At 61.4% G+C, this 20,646-nt stretch carries 20 protein-coding genes and 1 tRNA gene; 13 read left to right on the plus strand and 8 right to left on the minus strand.

Annotation, left to right across the window (positions count from 1 at the left end):
- Positions 1–13: 13 nt before the first annotated feature.
- A complete protein-coding gene (gene hisN, locus IEX53_RS14385) occupies positions 14–799 on the minus strand; it encodes a histidinol-phosphatase (protein WP_188824876.1) in 786 nt (261 codons plus the stop codon).
- Positions 800–1,041: 242 nt separating this feature from the next.
- The gene (locus IEX53_RS14390) at positions 1,042–1,932 is read right to left on the minus strand and encodes an N-formylglutamate amidohydrolase (protein WP_188824877.1); all 891 of its coding nucleotides are present in this window, start codon (positions 1,930–1,932) and stop codon (positions 1,042–1,044) included.
- Between the two features lie 458 nt (positions 1,933–2,390).
- Between IEX53_RS14390 and cpdR the strand changes: the two genes are divergently transcribed.
- From cpdR to IEX53_RS14405, 3 genes are all read left to right on the plus strand, one after another.
- Positions 2,391–2,753 carry a cell cycle two-component system response regulator CpdR gene (cpdR, locus tag IEX53_RS14395; protein WP_183433078.1) on the plus strand — a complete coding sequence of 121 codons (363 nt, stop codon included), beginning with the start codon at positions 2,391–2,393 and terminating at the stop codon, positions 2,751–2,753.
- A gap of 152 nt (positions 2,754–2,905) precedes the next feature.
- A tRNA-Val gene (locus IEX53_RS14400) sits at positions 2,906–2,980 on the plus strand.
- Positions 2,981–3,311: 331 nt separating this feature from the next.
- Complete coding sequence (locus tag IEX53_RS14405; RefSeq protein ID WP_188824878.1) at positions 3,312–5,087, plus strand: O-antigen ligase family protein; 1,776 nt, start codon at positions 3,312–3,314, stop codon at positions 5,085–5,087.
- 371 nt (positions 5,088–5,458) lie between these two features.
- Here the strand turns inward: IEX53_RS14405 and IEX53_RS14410 are convergent, their stop codons facing one another.
- Positions 5,459–6,550 (minus strand): ornithine cyclodeaminase, encoded by a 1,092-nt coding sequence (locus IEX53_RS14410; protein ID WP_188824879.1) that lies wholly within the window; start codon positions 6,548–6,550, stop codon positions 5,459–5,461.
- Positions 6,551–6,599: 49 nt separating this feature from the next.
- On the opposite strand from IEX53_RS14410, the gene IEX53_RS14415 reads away from it, so the two are divergent.
- The 5 genes from IEX53_RS14415 (at position 6,600) to IEX53_RS14435 (ending at position 9,974) form a co-directional block, all read left to right on the plus strand.
- Positions 6,600–6,758, plus strand: a complete 159-nt coding sequence (locus tag IEX53_RS14415; protein WP_188824880.1) for a hypothetical protein — start codon at positions 6,600–6,602, stop codon at positions 6,756–6,758.
- A gap of 38 nt (positions 6,759–6,796) precedes the next feature.
- Positions 6,797–7,051: a putative hemolysin gene (locus tag IEX53_RS14420; RefSeq protein WP_188824881.1), complete on the plus strand. Its 255-nt coding sequence runs from the start codon at positions 6,797–6,799 to the stop codon at positions 7,049–7,051.
- Between the two features lie 178 nt (positions 7,052–7,229).
- Positions 7,230–8,066 (plus strand): MetQ/NlpA family ABC transporter substrate-binding protein, encoded by an 837-nt coding sequence (locus IEX53_RS14425; protein WP_188824882.1) that lies wholly within the window; start codon positions 7,230–7,232, stop codon positions 8,064–8,066.
- 218 nt (positions 8,067–8,284) lie between these two features.
- Positions 8,285–9,328 (plus strand): methionine ABC transporter ATP-binding protein, encoded by a 1,044-nt coding sequence (locus IEX53_RS14430; protein ID WP_373288659.1) that lies wholly within the window; start codon positions 8,285–8,287, stop codon positions 9,326–9,328.
- A complete protein-coding gene (locus IEX53_RS14435) occupies positions 9,309–9,974 on the plus strand; it encodes a methionine ABC transporter permease (protein ID WP_188824883.1) in 666 nt (221 codons plus the stop codon). Before IEX53_RS14430 ends, IEX53_RS14435 begins: the two co-directional genes overlap by 20 nt.
- Before the next feature lie 74 nt (positions 9,975–10,048).
- Here the strand turns inward: IEX53_RS14435 and IEX53_RS14440 are convergent, their stop codons facing one another.
- The 3 genes from IEX53_RS14440 to rpsU form a co-directional block, all read right to left on the minus strand.
- A complete protein-coding gene (locus IEX53_RS14440; RefSeq protein WP_188824884.1) occupies positions 10,049–10,468 on the minus strand; it encodes a VOC family protein in 420 nt (139 codons plus the stop codon).
- 301 nt (positions 10,469–10,769) lie between these two features.
- Positions 10,770–11,618, minus strand: coding sequence for a tetratricopeptide repeat protein (locus IEX53_RS14445; protein ID WP_188824885.1), 849 nt, complete (start codon positions 11,616–11,618; stop codon positions 10,770–10,772).
- 183 nt (positions 11,619–11,801) lie between these two features.
- The gene (gene rpsU / locus IEX53_RS14450) at positions 11,802–12,035 is read right to left on the minus strand and encodes a 30S ribosomal protein S21 (RefSeq protein WP_188824886.1); all 234 of its coding nucleotides are present in this window, start codon (positions 12,033–12,035) and stop codon (positions 11,802–11,804) included.
- Between the two features lie 302 nt (positions 12,036–12,337).
- Here rpsU and IEX53_RS14455 point away from each other — a divergent pair, with 302 nt between their 5' ends.
- From IEX53_RS14455 to IEX53_RS14475, 5 genes are all read left to right on the plus strand, one after another.
- Positions 12,338–13,591 (plus strand): sarcosine oxidase subunit beta, encoded by a 1,254-nt coding sequence (locus IEX53_RS14455; RefSeq protein WP_188824906.1) that lies wholly within the window; start codon positions 12,338–12,340, stop codon positions 13,589–13,591.
- Between the two features lie 256 nt (positions 13,592–13,847).
- Positions 13,848–14,204, plus strand: coding sequence for a sarcosine oxidase subunit delta family protein (locus tag IEX53_RS14460; RefSeq protein WP_188824887.1), 357 nt, complete (start codon positions 13,848–13,850; stop codon positions 14,202–14,204).
- Positions 14,205–14,210: 6 nt separating this feature from the next.
- Positions 14,211–17,222 carry a sarcosine oxidase subunit alpha gene (locus IEX53_RS14465; protein WP_188824888.1) on the plus strand — a complete coding sequence of 1,004 codons (3,012 nt, stop codon included), beginning with the start codon at positions 14,211–14,213 and terminating at the stop codon, positions 17,220–17,222.
- Positions 17,215–17,778 carry a sarcosine oxidase subunit gamma gene (locus tag IEX53_RS14470; RefSeq protein WP_188824889.1) on the plus strand — a complete coding sequence of 188 codons (564 nt, stop codon included), beginning with the start codon at positions 17,215–17,217 and terminating at the stop codon, positions 17,776–17,778. The genes IEX53_RS14465 and IEX53_RS14470 overlap by 8 nt, the downstream gene beginning before the upstream one ends.
- 96 nt (positions 17,779–17,874) lie before the next feature.
- Positions 17,875–19,080 (plus strand): alpha/beta hydrolase, encoded by a 1,206-nt coding sequence (locus IEX53_RS14475; protein ID WP_188824890.1) that lies wholly within the window; start codon positions 17,875–17,877, stop codon positions 19,078–19,080.
- A gap of 12 nt (positions 19,081–19,092) precedes the next feature.
- On the opposite strand, the gene IEX53_RS14480 is transcribed toward IEX53_RS14475, so the two are convergent.
- Together IEX53_RS14480 and IEX53_RS14485 are read right to left on the minus strand one after the other, a co-directional pair.
- Positions 19,093–19,569 (minus strand): MaoC family dehydratase, encoded by a 477-nt coding sequence (locus IEX53_RS14480; RefSeq protein ID WP_188824891.1) that lies wholly within the window; start codon positions 19,567–19,569, stop codon positions 19,093–19,095.
- Positions 19,570–19,697: 128 nt separating this feature from the next.
- A complete protein-coding gene (locus IEX53_RS14485; protein ID WP_188824892.1) occupies positions 19,698–20,366 on the minus strand; it encodes an HAD family hydrolase in 669 nt (222 codons plus the stop codon).
- Between the last annotated feature and the right edge of the window lie 280 nt (positions 20,367–20,646).

Genomic DNA, 20,646 nt, shown 5'->3' on the forward strand with positions numbered 1-20,646 from the left:
GCCCCCGACAGGATCATGCGTTGAGCAGTTCCAGCGCTGCCCGGTGAAGCTCCGGCGTGGCGGCGGCGATGATGTCTCCGCCCGTTTCCGCCGGGCCGCCATCCCAGCGCGTCACTACGCCGCCGGCCTTTTCGATGATGGGAATGAGCGCCACGATATCGTATGGCTGCAATCCTACCTCGACGGCGATATCCACGAAGCCGAGCGCCACCATGGCGAAGGCATAGCAATCGACGCCATAGCGCGGCAGGCGCACCACCGCCTCCAGCCGGTCATAGGCGAGCCGCTTGGCCTCCTTGTAGAGCGCAGGCGTGGTGGTGAATAAGGTGGCATCCGCGAGCTCGGCCGTCTCGCGCGTTTTCAAGCGTCGGGACTCCACCGCCTCCCCCGCCCGCTCGTAATAGGACGCCTCGCCATCGCAATAGAAAAGCTCGCCCGTGAAAGGCTGCGACATCAGCCCAGCTTCCGCCTTGCCATTGATCGTGAGGCCCACCAGCGTTCCCCAGACCGGCAGGCCGGAAATGAACGCCCGTGTGCCGTCTATGGGATCGATGACCCAGACATGGCTGTGATCGAGATTTTCCGAGCCGTGCTCCTCGCCCAATATGCCGTGATCGGGATAGGCCTCGCGGATCACCTGCCGGATCGCCCGCTCCGCCTCGCGGTCGGCTTCCGTCACCGGGTCGAACCCGACAGCATATTTGTTATGGACCGTTCCGGGCATGCGGAACCGTGGCAATGTTTCCGCCGCAGCGGTCGCCGCGATCTTCATGAGAAATGACTTTTCGACGGTTGCCATGGCTCCCTCCCTGAATTTGCTTTGGCTGACTGTTATCAGGGCAGACGGCTCCAAATCCAGCCTAAATTTTGAGCATTATAACTTATTGCCCAAATTATCACATTTTAGCTTGACCGATTTTGCAACGCACCATAATGTGGGCTTCGGACAGGGGCTCCTGTCTATGCCCTCCTTGGGCGTTTCCTCCCTAGACTTTGGACCGCCCTCGGGCGGTCTTTTTTTTATGCGGGAAAGGTTGAGGCTCACTCTGCCGCCAGCGGCGGCTGGCCGAAATTATAGTCCGGCAACGAAGACAAATCCGCCAGGAACATGTTGATGTCCCGCCGCAGCATTTCAAAGCCGGAATGCTTCTCGAATGTGCGCTCGTTGAGATAGAGGCCGCGATTGACTTCGATCTGCAGCGCATGGAAGCCCTTGGCCGGCTTGCCGTAATGCTCGGTGATGAAGCCGCCCGCATAGGGCTTGTTGTGCGCGACGACATAGCCCATGTCGCGCAAGAGCTCAATCGCCGTTTCCGAAAGCGCCCGGCTGCACGACAGGCCGAACCGGTCGCCGACGATGAAATCCGGTCGCCCTATCCCCTCGCCCGCCCGGATGCCCGCGGGCATGGAGTGGCAGTCGATAAGCACGCAATAGCCGAACCGGCGCTCCGTATCGGCGATAAGGCGCGAGAGCACCGCGTGATAGGGCTTGTAGAGCGTCTCGATCCGCTGGAGCGCCTCGGCGAGCGGCAGTTTGCCGGGATAGATGTCCTGCCCCTCGCCGACGAGGCGGGGCACGGTGCCGAGGCCGCCGGCCACCCGCGCCGACTGCGCATTGGCATAGGGCGGCAGCGGCTCGGTGAACATGCGCGGGTCGAGCTCATAGGGCTCGCGGTTGACGTCGAGATAGGCCCGCGGAAAATGCGCCAGAAGCATCGGCGCGCCCAGCGCCACCACACCGCCGAAAAGCTCATCGACATAACAATCCTCCGACCTGCGGATGGCATATTCATCGAGCCTGGAGGAAGCGAGAAAGCCGGGCGGATAATAGCGTCCGCTATGGGGAGAATCGAAGACAAAGGGAATGCGCTGCTCCGCGGGCGCACGGATCTCATGCGGCGGAATCAGGGAAAACTCACACTCCGGGGTCATCGGCGGACCGTTCGTGGACGAAACCTCATCCTTGGGAAACTGCCAGCAGAAGCGCGGCGTGTCTAGAGCCGTTCATGTTTTCATGGAATCAGTGCCAAGCGCCCTCGTGGTTCGAGGCGAATTCCGCTGCGCTCCATTCGCACCTCACCATGAGGACTACTGAGCGCCGGCGCCCCTTCACCCTCATCCTGAGGTGCTCGCGTAGCGAGCCTCGAAGGGCGAGGGTGAAGGGGTCACGGTAGCAACAGTTTCCAACCGTGAAACGCTCTAGTCTTTGCCCTGCCCGCCCCGCTGATTCTGTCCTCGACACCGCTATGATTCGGATTCTATGTTGTAATGCCTTATTCATCCGATATTTACCAAAAGGGCGTTTCTTGAAAGCGGAACGAATCGCCCCAAAATGCCATTGAAGATGGAGCGGGCACGCCGCGGGTGGCCAGGAAATTTCGGACAGACCAATGAAAAGAATCCTTCTAGCGGAAGATGACAACGATATGCGTCGCTTTCTGGTGAAGGCGCTTGAGAAGGCGGGCTACCATGTCACCCACTTCGACAATGGCGCCAGCGCCTATGAGCGGCTTCGCGAAGAGCCCTTCTCCCTGCTTTTGACAGACATCGTCATGCCCGAGATGGACGGGATCGAGCTGGCGCGCCGCGCGACGGAGATCGACCCTGACCTGAAAGTGATGTTCATCACCGGGTTTGCGGCGGTTGCGCTCAATCCCGATTCGAATGCGCCGCGCGACGCGAAGGTGCTGTCGAAGCCGTTCCATTTGCGCGATCTCGTCAATGAGATCGAAAAGATGCTGGTGGCCGCCTGACCGCCAGCATATGAGGCGCCGAAAGGTGCACATTTTTCGGGCAGGACCACGCCGCCCGGGAAAACTCTTCGCCGGAAAACGAAATCTCGCGAAAGTTCAAAATCAGGCATTGACGGGCGCATTCCGATGTGGTGTATGCGCCCTCGTCGGATGGGCGTGTAGCTCAGCGGGAGAGCACTGCATTGACATTGCAGGGGTCACAGGTTCAATCCCTGTCACGCCCACCATCCGAACCCATGATATCCTTAAATATTGCGCTCCGCGTACATAGTCCCCGCTAGGTTCACTGAACCTAAGAGGCGGTATTGTCATTTCGCGAGCGTCCCCTATAGGCCCCATCACATGCATCGAATTGTAATCACGCCAGCGGCGTGCGCCTTGATTCTCGTGCTCGTCGGGTCAACCAAACCGCTCCTGTCTGCGCGAATCAACTCCGTGTCGCTACGGCCCGTTTCCGTTACACGAATGAAGTCGAGCAAAAGCGCCGCACCCGGAGGAACGGTTCTGTCCATGATCTCCTTTCGGCAATGAAAACCGCCTCAGAGGGCGGTGTGGTTGATGATGTTGCTTTATCCAGCCATTCGTGAGAAAGGCCCCGCAGAGTTACTGAAGAGGCGCTGTATGACCAGAGGGTTACAGGCTACGATCGTCATTGTGACGTCGCTTTTCTGCCTTCACCTGCTCCGCAATATCTCGCCCGCATTCCCTGTGCTGGCTTGGTTGTCGGTAGCGTTTGGCATCCTTCATTATGGACAATGGCGAGGCATCGACCGGGTGGGGCTATTCGTCTCGGCGGCGCTGCTCCTCGCCATTACCTATGCAATCGCGATTTCGTTCGTGTTCTTCCCAGAAGAACCGTACTTCATGGCGACCGCCCGTTTTGTCTTCATCCTCCCGTTCGCGGCGTTTGCCGCTCTTGTCCTCGACACGAGGGAAAAGCAGCGTCTCGCACTCCAGACCTTCACGGTGTGGGTCGTTATCGGAGCCTGGACAGTATTTTACCAGACCGCATTCGGTCCGATGGATTGGTTCGCGCTCCCAACGGAACGCTCCGGCTCCATCCGATACGCGAGTCTCATTGGGAACCTGACGGCCACAGGAGTGGTCGGTGGTCTGGTACTACCCGTTGCCTACTTTATGTTTCGCCGCTCTATTCTAGGTGGTGTGATCCTCGGCATCATCGCTATGGGTTTGGTCGTCAGCCTCCAAAAAGCCGCCACTGCCAACATCTTTCTGTTTGTCCTCGCCATGGCAGCTCTTGCCGTATTCGGGGCGCTACGGCGGCAGAGAATAATGCCCCCGATCACAGTGTGCGCCATGGCTGCCGCGGCGTTCCTGCTACTATCTGTCCCGTTGGCCGTGATGGAGCCGAAGGGTGGGCCTCTCAACGCTTCGAACACGCTTTTCGGCACCAGGGAGAGCGTCGTCTCTTTCGACGTCGAGCCGAAGCGCTACGCTCCAGCCTTGGCCGTTGCCTTCCCGGCACTGTTCCACGTCATCTCATCAATGGCGGTATCTGCGGAAGCCGAAGCGCCGAGGGCCATCAGAGATCACGCGGTATCTGCGGAAGCAGAAGCGCCGGGACCCATCGAAGATCACGCGGCATCTCCGGAAGCAGAGGCGCCGGGACCCATCGGAGATCACGCGGTATCTCCGGAAGCAGAAGCGCCGGGACCCATCGGAGATCACGCGGCATCTCCGGAAGCAGAAGCGCCGGGACCCATCGGAGATCACGCGGTATCTGCGGAAGCAGAAGCGCCGGGACCCATCGGAGATCACGCGGTATCTGCGGAAGCAGAAGCGCCGGGACCCATCGGAGATCACGCGGTATCTGCGGAAGCAGAAGCGCCGAGACCCATCGGAGATGACGTAGACATAGCCTCGGGCACGATAGATAGACTAACTGCTCTCCCCGCAAAACTCATCCATCAATACGGGCCGACGAGCTTATTGACAGGAGTAGGTCTCGTGGGCGGGTCCGGAACACTCGGTTTTCTCGATATGGTCTGCACCGATTCGGAAAATATCAGAACCTGCCAGATCAAATACCCGATGGCCCATAATGGAGTGATCGAGCTGCTGATCATGGGAGGTGTCCCGTTGCTCCTCTCCTTCTGCCTGCTCGTCGGCGTGGCTTTGTGGCGGCTTGCTACTGAGGTTTTCCGCAACCCCACCGACAAGCTTGCATGTGGCGCTCTCGTTACGATGCTGCTATTCGTGCCGAACGCGATGATGAGTAGCGGTGTAATGTCCCAGCCATACATCGCCGGCATTCTCTACGCCATCTGTCTGCCCGTCCTTCTGAGGAAGGAACTATTTAGGAGCCGGGCATGATGCAGAAAGCAGTCCGGCATGCTTCCTGCTATGCCTCGCTGCGTGGTTGGCAGTTGATCGGCTTTCTTTGTTGATTGGGTAGACCAGCGAAACCGTCGCGCGGTCGATTACCTCCAGATCGACTATGCATGACCGCTTTATGCCGCCGCCGTCACAACGATCCTGATGCGGGAAGAACATCGAGGCGAACTATAGGCCATTCTCGACGCCACCCTCTCACCCCTGAGCGCGCCAGCTGGCATCGCTTTGAAGCTCTTCCACGTTTCGAAAATGTTGGCGCCATCAATGCAGCGGAAACTGATACCGTCATTATTTTGAACCATTCGGCTCGTAGCGCCGCTAGGCACGTCCGTTCTCTCCCGCGGGCGGGATCATCCAGCCAGTTGCTGCGGCACGCTCGATAGCCGCCGATTCGCGCCGGTCAATTTTTCATAGACATAGGCCGCGACATAGAGATCCAGCATCGGCAGACCGACGCAGGTGATATGGATTGGCCTCTCCGGCTTGAAATCCGGGTTTTCCATCACATCCCGCAATGAGCGGATGCCGAGCGGAGGCGCCAATTGTTCCAGCGTCGCGCCACGGCGCTCGAAATAGGACGCAAGGCTTTGCGAGGCCCGGTGCGACACCATCTCGACATCGTCGCAAAGAACAGTTCCGCATCTTATGGCGCGCTGGATATAGGCGTCCGGCGTTTCATCGCCGCCAAGATGGAGAACCAGCGCATCTCCGATTTCGTCGGCTTCGAAGACCGGCGAACTGGCATTCGAGGCGGTGATGACGAACTCGCATTCGCGCAGCGCGTGATTGTCGAGCACGGCGATCATCTCATAGCTGACTTTTCCGGCCAGCGCTGCCGCGAGCCGCGCGGCTGATTCTCCCGTCCGGCTGCGCACGAATAGCCGCCTGACCATCTGCGGACAGCAGCGGTCGAGCGCCAGGACAATCTTTTCGGCAATCGGTCCCGCGCCGAACAGAAACACCGGCAGGCCGCGCTGCCCGGCCAGGAAACGCTCGGCCACCACGGTAGCGTAGCTCGCCGTCCGCGCCGCCGATATTTCCGTGCCGTCGAGCACGCAGAGCGGGGTAAGCGTGAACTTGTCGGAAAGCACGATGGTCGAGCGCGAGCGCGGCAGGCCGAGACGGCGGTTGAGCGCATTGGCGCCCACGATCTTCACCCCGCCATACCGGCTGTTCACGCTGGAAAGACAGTTGAGCTTCCAGCCCAGCCGCTCGCCGGGCAGCGTCGTGTCGGTCAGCCACGGATGATCGGCGATCTCCTCGGGATGAATGGCAAGGACGGATTTGATGCCATATGCGCGGCCCGCGTAGATATCCCTCCACGGTCGTGTCACGATGTCATGGATGGTTTTACCATCGAGGAGTTTGCCCTGCGCCGCGATGTCCTCAGCGGAATAGCATTTAAAAACCGGAAATTCCGGGCTTCTAGCATGTTCATTCATTTCCTGCTCCGAAGTCCCCCGGGTTGAGGAGCCTCCAGACGGAAGCGAAATGGTTAACGCGGTCCAGGAAATATTGGTTCCGGCGATTTACGCGGGTCGACGGCATGAGCGAAGGGAGTCTCACACCGATTACGAAGGCACGACGCTGCGCGACCATCTGGGCATTGCCCGGCCCGTCTCGGTTGAGCTTGCCAGCGAAAGGTCATAAGCTACGCCCGAGGCTAGCGGCTCTTGGAAAGGGCTAAAATGCAACGGGCATTGCTTCTTTGCGCGCTTTTGCTCCTCATCGGCTGCACGTCCAGCCGGGATGATCGAACCGGCATGGCCAATCCAGCCGCCGTCTATTGCGTCCATATCGGCGGCAGGCTGGAAATCCGCGACACCCCGCAGGGCCAGGCGGGCTATTGCCACCTGTCAGACGGTCGCGTCATCGACGAATGGCGGCTTTTCCGCGGGCACCGGCAGTTGGAGATGCGAAAGCGAACGATGCCTGCCCCTTGAGCAGATATTTCGTAGAATCGCTCCTTCTGGAATGTCAGTGCGAGCGAAGCGCGCCAAACGGAATAATATTTCTTGTTTATCTTCGGCCTGATCGAAATTATGAAGCGCTATAAGCGTGGGGGGCAAATAGGGTTGCCTGACCTTCACGGGGCTGAAACGCTACTCAAGGAAGAAAGAAATGAACTCGTCCTCTCCCAAATCGCCCGCGCGCCGCGCCGGGCTCAAGGCTCTTCTGTTCTCGGCCGTCGCCTTCGCCGTGGGCTTCGGCACTCCGGCCTCCGGCTTCGCCGAGGATAAGGTCGTCAAGGTCGGCATCATGGGCGGGCAGGACGAAGACATCTGGAAGGTCGTCGCAGAACAGGCCGCCAAGAACGGCCTCAAGGTCGAGACCGTCAACTTCTCCGATTACACCCAGCCGAACGAGGCGCTGGAGCGCAAGGAAATCGACGCCAACGCCTTCCAGCACAAGCCCTATCTCGACGCGCAGATCGAGCAGCACGGCTACAAGATCGAGCCAGCCGGCTTCACCGCCGTGTTCCCCATCGGCGTCTATTCGCGTAAAGTGAAGTCCCTGAGCGATCTGAAAGACGGCGCTTCCATCGGCATCCCGAACGATCCGTCCAACGAGGGCCGTGCGCTGCGCGTGCTGGAGTCGCAGGGCCTGATCAAGCTGAAAGAAGGCGCGGGCATCCTCGCAACCCCGATCGACATTGCCGAGAACCCGAAGAAGCTGGAGATCAAGGAGCTTGACGCCGGTGTCGTCGGCCGCTCCATCGACGATCTCGACGCCGCCATCGTCAACAATGACTGGGCGCTGAAGGCGGGCCTCGATCCGGTGAAGGACGTGATCGCCCGTGAGTCGAAGGAAAACAACCCCTACAACAACTTCATCGCCATCCGCACCGAAGACAAGGACGCGCCCTGGGTGAAACCCCTCGTCGCCGCCTTCCAGAACGACGCTGTCAAGGCCAAGCTGCTTGAAGTCTACAAGGGCACGGCTCTCCCCGCCTGGTAAGAACCCGGCCAAGCGGAAATGACACACGGTTCGGATATCCCATATCCGGACCGTTTGTGTTAGAGCATGATCCCGAAAAGTTGCAGACTTTTCGGATAAGATCATGCGGCTAAAACAAATACTTAGAGCAGGATGACCGATTCAGCTTGAATGCATCCTGCTCTAAGCGCCGGGCAAAACTCGAGGCAGACGTGAACACGCAGGCAATCAACATAGCGCTGGACACTATCAGCGCGGCCCCCGGCGGCGCCATCGTCCGGCTGACCGATGTGCGGCGCGCCTTCGGCGAGACGCCGGCGATCGACGGCATTTCGCTGGAGGTCGAGCGCGGCGAGATTCTTGGGATCATCGGCCGCAGCGGCGCGGGAAAGTCCACGCTCATCCGCTGCCTCAATGGGCTGGAGCGTCCCGATTCCGGCTCCGTCCTCGTGGAAGGCCAGGAGATAACCGCGCTCGATGAGCGCCGCCTGCAGCCGGTGCGCCGCCGCATCGGCATGATCTTCCAGCATTTCAACCTTCTCTCCGCCAAGACGGTTGAGGACAACATCGCCCTGCCGCTCAAGATCGAAGGGCAACGCCGCGAGGAGCGCAAGCGCCGCGTGGCGGAACTGCTCGATCTCGTCGGCCTCTCCGACAAGGCGAAGCACTATCCCGCACAACTCTCGGGCGGCCAGAAGCAGCGCGTCGGCATCGCCCGCGCCCTAGCCGCCAAACCCTCGCTGCTGCTTTCCGACGAAGCGACCTCGGCGCTCGACCCGGAGACGACGCAATCGATCCTCGCGCTGCTGAAGGACATCAACCGCCAGCTCGGCCTCACCATCATGCTCATCACCCATGAGATGGAGGTGATCCGCCGCGTCGCTGACCGCGTCATCGTGCTCGACAAAGGCCGCATCGTTGAGGAAGGCCCGATCTGGCGCGTCTTCGCCAATCCGGTGGCCGGTACCACCAAGAGCCTGTTGCAGGTGCTGACGCCGGAACTGCCCCCCTCGCTCAAGGCCCGGCTCAACCCCGCGGCAGGCGATATCGCCGTTATCAGGGTCCAGCTTTCGGGCGACGCCGCGCGCCGTCCCTTCTTCAACGAATTGCCCGGCGTGACGCTACTCCATGGCGGCATGGACACCGTGCAGGGCGAGCCGGTAGGCACGCTGTTTCTGGGCCTCCCTGCCCGCGACAAGGCGGCGCTGCAAAAGGCCGTGAACGATCTCACCGCACAGGCGGACCATCTGGAGGTGCTGGGCTATGTCTCAGGCGATGCTTGATCTTCTCTGGCGGTCCTTCTGGGAAACCATGATCATGACCGGCTTTTCCGGGGTGATCTCCCTCGTCGCCGGCCTGCCGCTGGCGCTGCTGCTGATCCTCACCGACCGCGGCGGCCTTGCCGAAAACCTCTGGATCAACCGCACCTTGGGCTGGATCATCAACGGCTTCCGCTCGGTGCCCTTCATCATCCTGCTGGTCGCGCTGATCCCGGTGACGCGCTTCATCGTCGGCACCTCGCTCGGCACTTGGGCCTCCATCGTGCCGCTTTCCATCGCCGCCACGCCCTATTACGCCCGCATCGCGGAAGTCTCGTTGCGCGAAGTGGACCGAGGCTTGATCGAAGCCGCCCGCGCCATGGGCGCGACGCGATGGACGATCATTCGTGAGGTGCTGGTGCCGGAAGCCCTGCCCAGCCTCGTGGCAGGCTTCACCGTCACGCTGGTGACGCTCGTGGGCGCTTCGGCCATGGCCGGAGCCATCGGCGCGGGCGGGTTGGGAGACCTCGCGATCCGCTACGGCTATCAGCGTTTCCAGACGGAAATCATGCTCGCCGTCGTCGCGATCCTCATCGTGCTTGTCTCGGTGGTGCAATGGGCCGGCGACCGGCTGGTGGAACGGCTGGACCACCGCATCGTGAAGCGGTGAAAGCGCGCGGGCCGATCCATGCGGCGCGGGTCCTCAACCGGCGGCAAGCCGGACTGTACGGACGATAAGTGCGCTCACTTCCATATTTCGCGGAAACCGACCTCGATCGTATTACCGTCCGGATCGAAAACGAGCGTCGCGTAATAGCCCATTTCTTCCGGCCCCTGGTAGCCGGGCGGATCGCTGGCGATGCCGCCGGAGGCCATCGCGGCGGCATGGAAGGCCTCCACCGCATCCCGGCTCAGGGCAGCGAACATCAGATGCAGATGATCCCCCGGCCGCTCCGGCGCTCCGGTTGGAGGGGCATCCTCCGCGCCCGGCATTCCGGCGATCCAGATGAAAGGAACAGGCGCCCGCTCCCCGCCGCTAACGAAGAAGGAGCCGCCGGCATTGCGGATCACCTCCAGCTCCAGAGCGGGCATGCAGCCCTCATAGAAGGCAAGGGAGCGATTGAGATCGGGGGTCAGAAAGCCAATATGATCGAAAAGTGACATGCCTGCCAATATAGGCCGCTCGATGGCGAATAAAAGGCCGTCCGTTTCAATGTAGCGAGGTACCTCCCCTGCCCTCCGCCAAGGCTCCGGGCGGTTATCGCTCAAAAAGCCACATCCCTCCGCCAAGCCCAGGACAAGTGCGAAGCGGTTTCCGCCCTGACTCGCGGCGTTTAAAGCATGTCTCCCAAAAGTGGGAACCGGTTTTGGGATAAAGACATGCGCAAAAACAAAACTTAAAGCGTGTTCCATGAATGCGATAAAATGCAACACGCTTTAGGGACTTTTTGCCGGGGACGCGAACCTATCCCCGCGTTCTATCCAGCCCATCCTTCGCAGGTTTGTAGTGCGGATCGAGCTGGGCCGCGCGTGCATAGGAGCGGGCGGCCTTGGCCTTGTCGCCGCGATGCTCGTAGACGAGCGCCTGGTTGGCCCAGCTTTCCGCGATATTGCCGTCCAGATTGATCGCGGTGTTGAAATCGTCGAAGGCGTTGTCGTAATCGCCGAGCGCGGCATAGGAAACGCCGCGGCCATTATAGGGCTCAGGCGCATTGGGCTGCAGCGAGATGGCGGTCGCGAAATCCTCGATGGCTCGCTTGTGATCGCCGCGCGCCTGATAGATCAGCCCGCGATTGTGGTAGGCGCGCCCGTCAGTCGTATCGAGCTGGATGGCGCGATTGAAGTCGTTATACGCCTCATCGAGCCGCCCCGCCTGCCGGTAGACATTGCCGCGCCCGATATAGGCGACATCATATTGCGGGTTGATCTGGATGGCGCGATTATAATCCGATACCGCCTGCGCATCCTCGCCCATGAAGCGGTAGATCAGCGCCCGGTTGGCGTAAGCCTGGTAGAAATTGGGGTTGAGCTGCAGCGCCGTATTGAAATCCTTCAGCGCCTCCTTGTACTGCCCCGCCTTGCCATAGGCCGAGCCGCGCACATTATAGGCTTCCGGGTCGCGCGGATTGGTCTGGATGACAGCGGTGAGCGAGCCGATATTCTGATCCGACCCTTGCGCCTTGTCGACAGGCGCCAGAATGCTGCTGGAGCTGGTCTGGCAGCCCGCCAGCGCGAGCATGGTCAGAGAAGCGAATGCATAAAGGCTGGCGCGGAGGGTCGGCTGGGCAGTGGCGGAGCGCATCGGCAAATCCATTATTCCTTCCAATTTCTCCACCCGTCCCCTGAAGCGATTATAGGCAGGTGGAAACAGTTGGGCTGTCGCATTTATGCGACGGGCGCAACAAAAAGCAAAAGGTGGCGGCGACGCTGATCACCCCACCTTTTCGATTTTCTTGATGATACGCGACGCTAGCCCCAAAGCGCCAGCGACTGCCGATCAACGGGCAGCTGCGACGCGACCGCCGGGGACCAGACCTTCGCGCTGGGCGCGCTTGCGGGCCAGCTTGCGGGCGCGGCGAACGGCTTCAGCCTTCTCGCGAGCGCGCTTTTCCGACGGCTTCTCATAATGCCCGCGCATCTTCATTTCGCGGAAGATGCCCTCACGCTGCATCTTCTTCTTGAGAGCGCGGAGAGCCTGGTCGACATTGTTATCGCGTACGAGTACCTGCACGTGTAATCCCGTTTCAGTTAGAATTTCAGTTGAGCCCGGGCTTATGATCCGTACATCCAAACGCCAAGGCTTCGCAACGGTCATCCGAAGCAAATTGGAGTTGGCTGATATCAGAAACAGCGCAGAATGTCCACAGCGAAGCGCATGGTTCCATGGCTTTTTCCGGGGCATATGCAGCCCGCATGACGGTGCAAGCGCCACGAATGGTCGCAAAGAAGCAAAATATCATAGGCCCGATGTTCTAGTGATGGAGAAAAGATGATATGGCGCTGCCCCTAGCGGCAGCACCCGAAGGGCAGAACATGCGCAAATATTCGGTTTTCGCCATCGCCCGCGAGGCGATGCGCGGGCACAAGGGCTGGGAGAAGCAATGGACCTCGCCCGAGCCCAGGTCGGAATATGACGTCGTCATCATCGGCGCCGGCGGCCATGGCCTGGCGACGGCCTATTATCTGGCCAAGGAGCACGGCATCACAAATGTCGCGGTGCTGGAAAAGGGCTGGCTTGGCGGCGGCAATACCGGGCGCAACACCACCATCATCCGCTCCAACTATCTCTATGACGAATCGGCTGGCATTTACGAGCATGCCGTCAAGCTCTGGGAAGGGCTCTCCCAGGACTTGAACTACAACGTCATGTACTCCCCGCGCGGCGTCATGATGCTCGCGCACAATGTTCATGACGTGCAGGTTCTGAAGCGCCACGTCCATGCCAACCGGCTCAACGGCATCGACAATGAATGGCTGACGCCCGAGGAGGCGAAGGATTATTGCCCGCCGCTCAACATTTCGCAGACCGCGCGCTATCCCGTCGTCGGCGCGGCCTTGCAGCGGCGCGGCGGCACGGCGCGCCATGACGCGGTTGCCTGGGGCTATGCCCGCGCCGCGTCGGATCGCGGCGTCCACATCATCCAGAATTGCGAGGTCACCGGCATCCGCCGCTCGCCCACCGGCGCCGTGACCGGCGTCGAGACGACGCAAGGCTATATCGGCGCGCGCAAGATCGGAATCGTCGCGGCGGGCCACACCTCGGTGCTAATGAACATGGCCGGCGTGCGCATGCCGCTGGAAAGCTATCCCTTGCAGGCGCTGGTGTCCGAGCCGGTAAAGCCCGCCTTCCCCTGCGTGGTCATGTCGAACACTGTCCACGCCTATATATCGCAATCCGACAAGGGTGAGCTGGTGATCGGCGCAGGCACCGACCAGTACACTTCCTATTCGCAGACCGGCGGGCTCCACATCATCAACCACACGCTCGACGCTATCTGCGAGATGTTCCCCATCTTCACCCGCATGAAGATGATGCGCTCCTGGGGCGGCATCGTCGATGTCACGCCCGACCGCTCGCCGATTCTCGCCAAGACGCCGGTTCCCGGTCTCTATGTCAATTGCGGCTGGGGCACCGGCGGTTTCAAGGCGACGCCCGGCTCCGGCCACGTCTTCGCCCACACCATCGCCCGCGACGAGCCGCACAAGATCAACGCGCCCTTCACGCTGGACCGTTTCCGCACCGGGCGGCTGATCGATGAGGCGGCGGCGGCGGCCGTGGCGCACTGAGGGGGGTGTTTCAATTGGAATCGACAGTTTTGATGGCATCGTCGGCGCTCACCCCCCTCTGCCCTGCCGGGCATCTCCCCCACAAGGGGGGAGATTACGCTGTCGGCAACGCTCGGCGCCAATCGCAAACGTTGCAGAAGGAAAGCGGAGCGTCGTGCCAGCCAATCTCCCCCCTTGTGGGGGAGATGTCCGGCAGGACAGAGGGGGGTATTGTCCCGCCAGCGTTTCCAAATATCATCCGCCCGGAGCCCACCCCATGCTTCTAACCCACTGCCCCTACTGCGAGGAAGAGCGTCCGGAGATCGAGTTCCGCCACGCGGGTGAAGCCCATCTCGTCCGCTCACCGGATATAAACAATCAGGGCGAACTGGAATTCGAGGCCTATCTCTATCTGCGCCAGAATCCCAAGGGCATCGCCATGGAGCGGTGGCGGCATATTCATGGCTGCGGGCGCTTCTTCAATGCCGTCAGAGACACGGTGAGTGACCGCATCTTCACCACCTACAAGGCGGGCGAGCCAATGCCTGACATCGACACGGTTCTCGCCGACGCTGAGCACACCGCCCCCTCCGGAAAGCCGCTCGCGGCTCACACCCGCAAAGCAGGGACCTGAAAACACATGTCTTTCGCTTCGAAATCAGGCAGCAACCGCATCCCCGGCGCGGGCCGCTTGACACCCGCCAGGACCGTTCGCTTCACCTTTGACGGCCAGCATTTCACCGGGCTTGAGGGCGACACGCTCGCCTCGGCGCTTCTGGCCAATGGCGTGCATCTGGTCGGACGCTCGTTCAAATATCACCGTCCGCGCGGCATTCTCTCGGCAGGCAGCGAGGAGCCGAACGCGCTCGTCGGCGTCGAGCGCGACGCCACCCGCCGCCAGCCCAATGTCCGCGCCACGGTGCAGGAGGTTTATGACGGTCTCAAAGCCGTGTCGCAGAACCGCTGGCCGTCGCTCGGTTTCGATATCGGCGCGATCAATGATCTCGCCTCGCCGCTCTTTTCCGCCGGCTTCTACTATAAGACCTTCATGTGGCCGCGCATGGCGTGGAAGCGCCTCTACGAGCCGACCATCCGCGCTGCCGCCGGCCTTGGCGTCGCGCCCCAGGAATCCGACCCTGACCATTACGCCAACCGCTACGCCCATTGCGACGTGCTGGTGGTGGGCGGTGGCGTGGCCGGACTTGCGGCAGCGCTGGCAGCGGCGGAATCGGGCGCGCGCGTCATTCTCTGCGACGAGCAGGCGGAAATGGGCGGCGCTCTCCGGCACGAAACCGATGTCCATATCGATGGCCATCCCGGCTGGGATTGGGCACAGGCGACCGCCCGCAAGCTGGCGGCGATGGACAATGTCCGCGTGCTCACCCGCACCACCGCCTTCGGCTATTACGCCCAGAATTTCGTCGGCCTTGTCGAGCGCATCACCGAGCACATGGCGCGTCCCGCATTGGATCTGCCGCGTGAAAAACTCTGGCAGGTGCGCGCCAGGCGCGTCATCCTCGCCACCGGGGCCATCGAGCGCCACATGGTCTTCGCCAATAACGACCGCCCGGGCATCATGCTGGCGGGCGCGGCGCGAACCTATCTGAATCATTACGGCGTCGCCGTTGGGCGCAAGGTCGGCGTCTACACCGCGCATGATTCCGCCTATCTCGCGGCCATGGACCTGAAGCGCGCCGGCATCCACATCCCCGCCATTATCGATCTGCGCGACGCCCCCTCGCCCGAGCTTGTCCGGCAGGCGCGTGAGCTTGGCATCGAGGTGCTGGCGGGCCATGCGGTGCAGAAAGTGGGCGGCACGCGCCGCGTCTCTTCTATGACAATCATGCCGCGTACCGGCGGCAGCACGCGCCCGATCGCCGTCGATGCGCTCATCACCTCCGCCGGCTGGACGCCCTCCGTCCACCTCTTCTCCCAATCGCGCGGCAAGCTCAGATGGGACAAGGAGAACGAGCGCTTCCTGCCCGATATTTACGCGCAGAACGCCACTTCAGTCGGTGCCTGCAACGGCACGGACAGCATGCAGCAAACCATTGACGAGGCGCTGGCCGCTGGAGAGCGCATGGCCCGCGAGGCAGGCATTGCCACGAACGCGAAGACTTCGGCGCTCACCGTAACCGGCGGCACGGACTGGACCGGCGGCATGATCGGCGCTGCTCCCGGCGCAGGCCACGACACAACGGTCAAGGCCTTCATCGATTTCCAGAACGACGTCACCGCCAAGGACATCCGCCAGGCGGTACGCGAGGGCATGCACTCCATCGAGCACGTCAAGCGCTTCACCACCAATGGCATGGCGACCGATCAGGGCAAGACGTCGAACCTGCACGGCCTCGCCATCGCGGCCGAGATGCTGAACCGCGATATCCCGGAAGTCGGGCTCACCACTTTCCGCCCGCCCTATACGCCGGTTACCTTCGGCGCGATCGTCAACCACGCGCGGCATGAGCTGTTCGATCCCACCCGCCGCACGCCCATCCATGCATGGCACGAGGCGCATGGCGCAATGTTCGAGGATGTCGGCCAGTGGAAGCGCGCATGGTACTACCCGCGCCCCGGCGAGGACATGCAGCAAGCAATCAATCGCGAATGCGTGGCGGTGCGGAACACGGCGGGCATTTTCGACGCCTCGACGCTCGGCAAGATCGAAGTGGTCGGCCCCGATGCGGCGAAATTCCTGGAACTGCTCTACACCAACCCATGGGAGAAGCTGGGCGTTGGTCGCCTGCGCTATGGCGTGATGCTGCGCGAGGACGGCTTCATCTATGATGACGGCGTGGTCGGCAGGCTGGCGGAAGACCGCTTCCATGTGACCACCACCACCGGCGGCGCGCCGCGCGTCATGCACCATATGGAGGACTATCTCCAGACCGAGTTCCCGCATCTCGATGTCTGGCTGACCTCGACGACCGAGCAATGGGCGGTCATCGCCGTCCAGGGGCCCAAGGCGCGGGACATCATTGCCCCTCTCGTTGAAGGCATCGACCTCTCGACCGAGGCCTTCCCGCATATGAGCGTGCGCGAGGGCCGGATCTGCGGTGTGCCGGCACGGCTGTTCCGCATGTCGTTCACCGGCGAGATGGGCTACGAAATCAATGTCCCTGCCGATTACGGCAAGGCGGTCTGGGAAGCGATCTGGGAGAGCGGCAAGCCGCACGGCCTCACTCCCTACGGCACGGAAGCCATGCATATCTTACGCGCCGAAAAGGGCTATATCATCGTCGGCCAGGACACGGACGGCACCGTCACCCCGCACGACGCCGGGCTCGGCTGGGCCATCGGCAAGAACAAGACGGATTTCGTCGGCATACGCGGGTTGAGGCGGCCCGACCTCACCGCCGAAGCCCGCAAGCAGCTCGTCGGCCTCAGAACGCGGGATCCGAAGACCGTGTTGGAAGAAGGCGCGCAGATCGTCGCCGACCCCAGGCAGGCAATTCCGATGACCATGATCGGCCACGTCACCTCCTCCTACTGGTCGGAAAATTGCCGCAGGTCCATCGCGCTCGCCCTCGTCACTGGCGGCACGAAGCGCATGGGCGAAACGCTCTATGTGCCGATGCCCGATGGCGTGATCGAAGTCGAGGTAACAGGCACCGTATTTATCGATGAAAAGGGGGAACGCCTCCATGGTTAAGCCCGCAATATCCCCCTCCACCCGCCGCGATATCCCCCTCCAAGGGCGTCATGGGAGCAACGGTCCCGTCTCCATCCTTTCCGCTGACCCGGCCTTCCGCATGTCCTTGCGCGCCCGACCCGACGCGGTGGACACGCTCTCAAGGGCATTGGGTTTGGAGCTTCCGACGAAGCCGAAAACAACCGTAACGGCGGGTACGCGCTCTATCCTCTGGCTCGGCCCGGATGAATGGCTGGTGATCGACTTGGGGGCCAACAACCCCGCCGCCGATCTGGCTAGGGCAAACGTCCTACATTCCGCCGTGGACATATCCCACCGCAACACCGCCATCCTCGTCTCCGGCCCCGCCGCCGAGGCGACCCTCAATGCCGGCTGCCCGCAGGATCTGTCGCTTGCAGCTTTCCCGGTCGGCGCGGTCTCCCGCACGGTGCTTGGCAAGATCGAAATCGTGCTCTGGCGCACCGGCGAGGACGCCTTCCGGGTCGAGTGCTGGCGGTCGTTTTCGGACTATGCCTTCAGCTTCCTGAGCGAGGCGGCGAAGGGCGCAGCGGTATAATCATTTCCCTTCGGCCATAAAAAACCCTAAGTGTTACCTCAATCGCGGGCGCAAAACGCGCTCCCGCGCCACATTTCCTATGCAAAAAGCAGCTTGATGACCGTCAAAAAGCGTCTCGTTCTCCATTTTACCGGCTATGAGGGCCTGCACCCCAATGCCGTGCGTGGTCGTCACATGCAGGCGCTCGCCGATTTCGACAAGCTATGGCACGCCCGCACGACCGCCTCGGCGATGAAAGCCGAAGACGCCGGTTGCGGCGCGATGAAGGTGACAGCCGAAGGTGCGGACTGGAAAACCGAGGTGGAGTTCTGCCAGTTCGGCGCCGCCGATATCTTCGACGATTATGCCCGCCGCTCCACCCTCGCCCGCCTCGCCATGGGCCTGCGCGCTTTCCTCAATATCCTGTTCACCGGCACGCTCTGGCGCTATGCCGTCACAAGCTGGCGCTTTGTCGTGTTCTTCCTGTGGCCGTTCGGGCTGACGCTGGCGATCATCGGCATGGCCGCGCTCATCGCCGCCCTGCCCGCCATTCTGGGCCTTAACGCTTTGAATTTCCTTTGGTCGCTGCCGCTCGGGGCCGCCGCCGGAACGGCACTCGTACGCTGGCCGGGGCGTAAGTTCTTCCTCTCCTATCTGCTGGACGACTGGTCCGCCGCCTATGACCGCATCCATGCGACGAACCCGAAGCTCAACGCCCGCCGCCAGGAATTCGCCGCCTTCCTCGCCCGCAAGCTGCGGGAGACGCAGGCCGACGAAGTGATCATTGTCGGCCACAGCCTCGGCACGGTCCCCGCCGTCGAAGCCATCGCCGATATCGCCCGCGACAATCCCAAACTATTGAAAAAACAGCCGGTTTCGCTGCTCTCCATCGGCTCCTGCCTGCTGATGATCGCCTTCCACCCGAAGGCCAAATCCTTGCGCGAGGATATCCGTCTGGTCGTGCAGGAAACGCCGGTTCTATGGGCGGAATTTCAGGCGCTGACCGATATCATCCATTTCTACGCCTCGGACCCGGCGGCAGCGCTTAAGATCGACCCGGTGAACCCGCCGGTCATTTCGCGTATCCGCTTCAAGCATGTGCACAGCGAAAGCCGCTATAAGCGCGCCAAGGGCAATTTCTTCAAGATGCACCTCTTGTTCCTAAAGGGTGCACAAAAGCGCAATGCCTATGATATCGGCATGTTCCTGCACGGCCCTTTCGCCCTGCGTGAGCTTGTCACCCGTCATAAAGGCAAGCCCGCCCCGCTCGATGAAGAGGGCCGGCTTGGCAATCCTCCCCTTCCGCAGGAAGCCGCTGCATAGCGAGGGGATGCCCTACCCCTCGGCCATCTCCACCACGGCGATCGTCAGCCAGGTCGCCGTCAGCGCCGGTTTCAGGGAGTTCTCGACCTCAAGCGTCACCTCGTAATGGTTGACGACCCGTCCCGAGGGGCGGATATCCGCATTCGCCAGCTTGAACCGCGCGCGCACCCGCGCGCCGCTCTTGACCGGAGCCATGAAGCGCACCTTGTCGAAACCGTAATTGATGCCCATCGTTGCGCCCTCGATCATCGGCAACGCCTCGAAGGCCAGCGTGGAAAGCAGCGAGAGCGTGAGGAAGCCATGGGCGATGGTGCCGCCGAACGGCGTTTCCTTCGCCGCTCGTTCCGGGTTCACATGGATGAACTGATGATCGTCGGTCGCGTCAGCGAATTTATCGATCATCTCCTGCGTGACCACCCGCCACTCGGAGCAGCCGATCTCCGTGCCCACCGCGTCCCGCAACTGGTCCAGCGTAATTGCTTCTTTCATATCCGCCGCTTCTCTCGTGGAGGGAGCTTAAGCTCCTCATTGCGCTTCTAAACGCTATTTACCAATTTGGCATGACATGACAAACCGCAGCCGTTGATAACCTGAAAAAGCCGCGTGACTGTGGCAATTCAGCCCAGGATATAGCCCGATATCTCATCCCATCTCGAATAAACGGCGGAAGCGCCCTTTTCCGCCAGCTTTTCCGCATGGCCCGCATAGCTGTGGCCACCGCCGGTATAGCCGATGGCCGTCATGCCCGCCGCCACCGCGCCCTCGACGCCATAAGGCGAATCCTCGATGACGACGCAGCGCCCGGGATCCGCCCCCATCTTTTCGGCAGCGTAAAGAAACAGGTCCGGCGCGGGCTTGCCGCGCTTCACCATTGAGGACGAATAGACCGCATCGCCGAAAAACCCGCGCAGCCGGGTGACGCCCAGGCTGAACTCGATCCGCTCCATGGAGGAGGATGAGGCAACGCAGCGCGGGATGTGCAGCCTTTCGAGAAAATCGGCAATACCATCAGTCGGCTGCAGCGACTCGACGAACAGCGCCCGCGTCTCCGGCCACAGATTGGCCTCTGCCGCCTGCGGGAGATGATGCCCGGTGAGCTCCGCGATCAGAAGGATGATATCGGCCTGTTTCATGCCGACGCCATGCGCCACTGTGCCTTGCGGAATCGGCATTCCCTGCTTCGCATAGACATTGTGATAGGCAAGAGCAGCAAGCGGCTCGCTATCCACCAGCACGCCGTCGCAATCGAAAATCACCAGGTCGAAAGGATTGAGCCCGTTCTTCATTCATCTGCCTCTTGCATCGTGTTCCGCCGCACGAAACCGCTTCGCATTTTTCGGCCTTCCGCTCCAGATCAAATCTCGTGAACGCCGCGAGGGTGGACATAGGCATTGACAAGGATCACAAATGTTCAATAGGCGATAATGCGATAGCGGCGGCCTGAGCATGATCCCGAACCGAAGGTCAGCGCAGCAAAAAGTTGCAGACTTTTCGGAGAAGATCATGCGGCTAAAACAAGAAGTTAAAACCCCGCAGAAAATCGGGCGCGGAACACGCTCGAGGAGG

The sequence above is a fragment of the Paramesorhizobium endophyticum genome (assembly GCF_014640615.1).
Lineage (GTDB): Bacteria > Pseudomonadota > Alphaproteobacteria > Rhizobiales > Rhizobiaceae > Paramesorhizobium > Paramesorhizobium endophyticum.

Coding starts and splice junctions, on each gene's coding strand:
- hisN (WP_188824876.1), bottom strand. CDS start 799: ATGGCAACCGTCGAAAAGTCATTTCTCATGAAGATCGCGGCGACCGCT.
- IEX53_RS14460 (WP_188824887.1), top strand. CDS start 13,848: ATGCTTCTAACCCACTGCCCCTACTGCGAGGAAGAGCGTCCGGAGATC.
- IEX53_RS14435 (WP_188824883.1), top strand. CDS start 9,309: ATGTCTCAGGCGATGCTTGATCTTCTCTGGCGGTCCTTCTGGGAAACC.
- IEX53_RS14390 (WP_188824877.1), bottom strand. CDS start 1,932: ATGACCCCGGAGTGTGAGTTTTCCCTGATTCCGCCGCATGAGATCCGT.
- IEX53_RS14415 (WP_188824880.1), top strand. CDS start 6,600: ATGGTTAACGCGGTCCAGGAAATATTGGTTCCGGCGATTTACGCGGGT.
- cpdR (WP_183433078.1), top strand. CDS start 2,391: ATGAAAAGAATCCTTCTAGCGGAAGATGACAACGATATGCGTCGCTTT.
- IEX53_RS14455 (WP_188824906.1), top strand. CDS start 12,338: ATGCGCAAATATTCGGTTTTCGCCATCGCCCGCGAGGCGATGCGCGGG.
- IEX53_RS14480 (WP_188824891.1), bottom strand. CDS start 19,569: ATGAAAGAAGCAATTACGCTGGACCAGTTGCGGGACGCGGTGGGCACG.
- IEX53_RS14465 (WP_188824888.1), top strand. CDS start 14,211: ATGTCTTTCGCTTCGAAATCAGGCAGCAACCGCATCCCCGGCGCGGGC.
- IEX53_RS14475 (WP_188824890.1), top strand. CDS start 17,875: ATGACCGTCAAAAAGCGTCTCGTTCTCCATTTTACCGGCTATGAGGGC.
- IEX53_RS14420 (WP_188824881.1), top strand. CDS start 6,797: ATGCAACGGGCATTGCTTCTTTGCGCGCTTTTGCTCCTCATCGGCTGC.
- IEX53_RS14445 (WP_188824885.1), bottom strand. CDS start 11,618: ATGGATTTGCCGATGCGCTCCGCCACTGCCCAGCCGACCCTCCGCGCC.
- IEX53_RS14410 (WP_188824879.1), bottom strand. CDS start 6,550: ATGAATGAACATGCTAGAAGCCCGGAATTTCCGGTTTTTAAATGCTAT.
- IEX53_RS14405 (WP_188824878.1), top strand. CDS start 3,312: ATGATGTTGCTTTATCCAGCCATTCGTGAGAAAGGCCCCGCAGAGTTA.
- IEX53_RS14470 (WP_188824889.1), top strand. CDS start 17,215: ATGGTTAAGCCCGCAATATCCCCCTCCACCCGCCGCGATATCCCCCTC.
- IEX53_RS14440 (WP_188824884.1), bottom strand. CDS start 10,468: ATGTCACTTTTCGATCATATTGGCTTTCTGACCCCCGATCTCAATCGC.
- IEX53_RS14425 (WP_188824882.1), top strand. CDS start 7,230: ATGAACTCGTCCTCTCCCAAATCGCCCGCGCGCCGCGCCGGGCTCAAG.
- IEX53_RS14485 (WP_188824892.1), bottom strand. CDS start 20,366: ATGAAGAACGGGCTCAATCCTTTCGACCTGGTGATTTTCGATTGCGAC.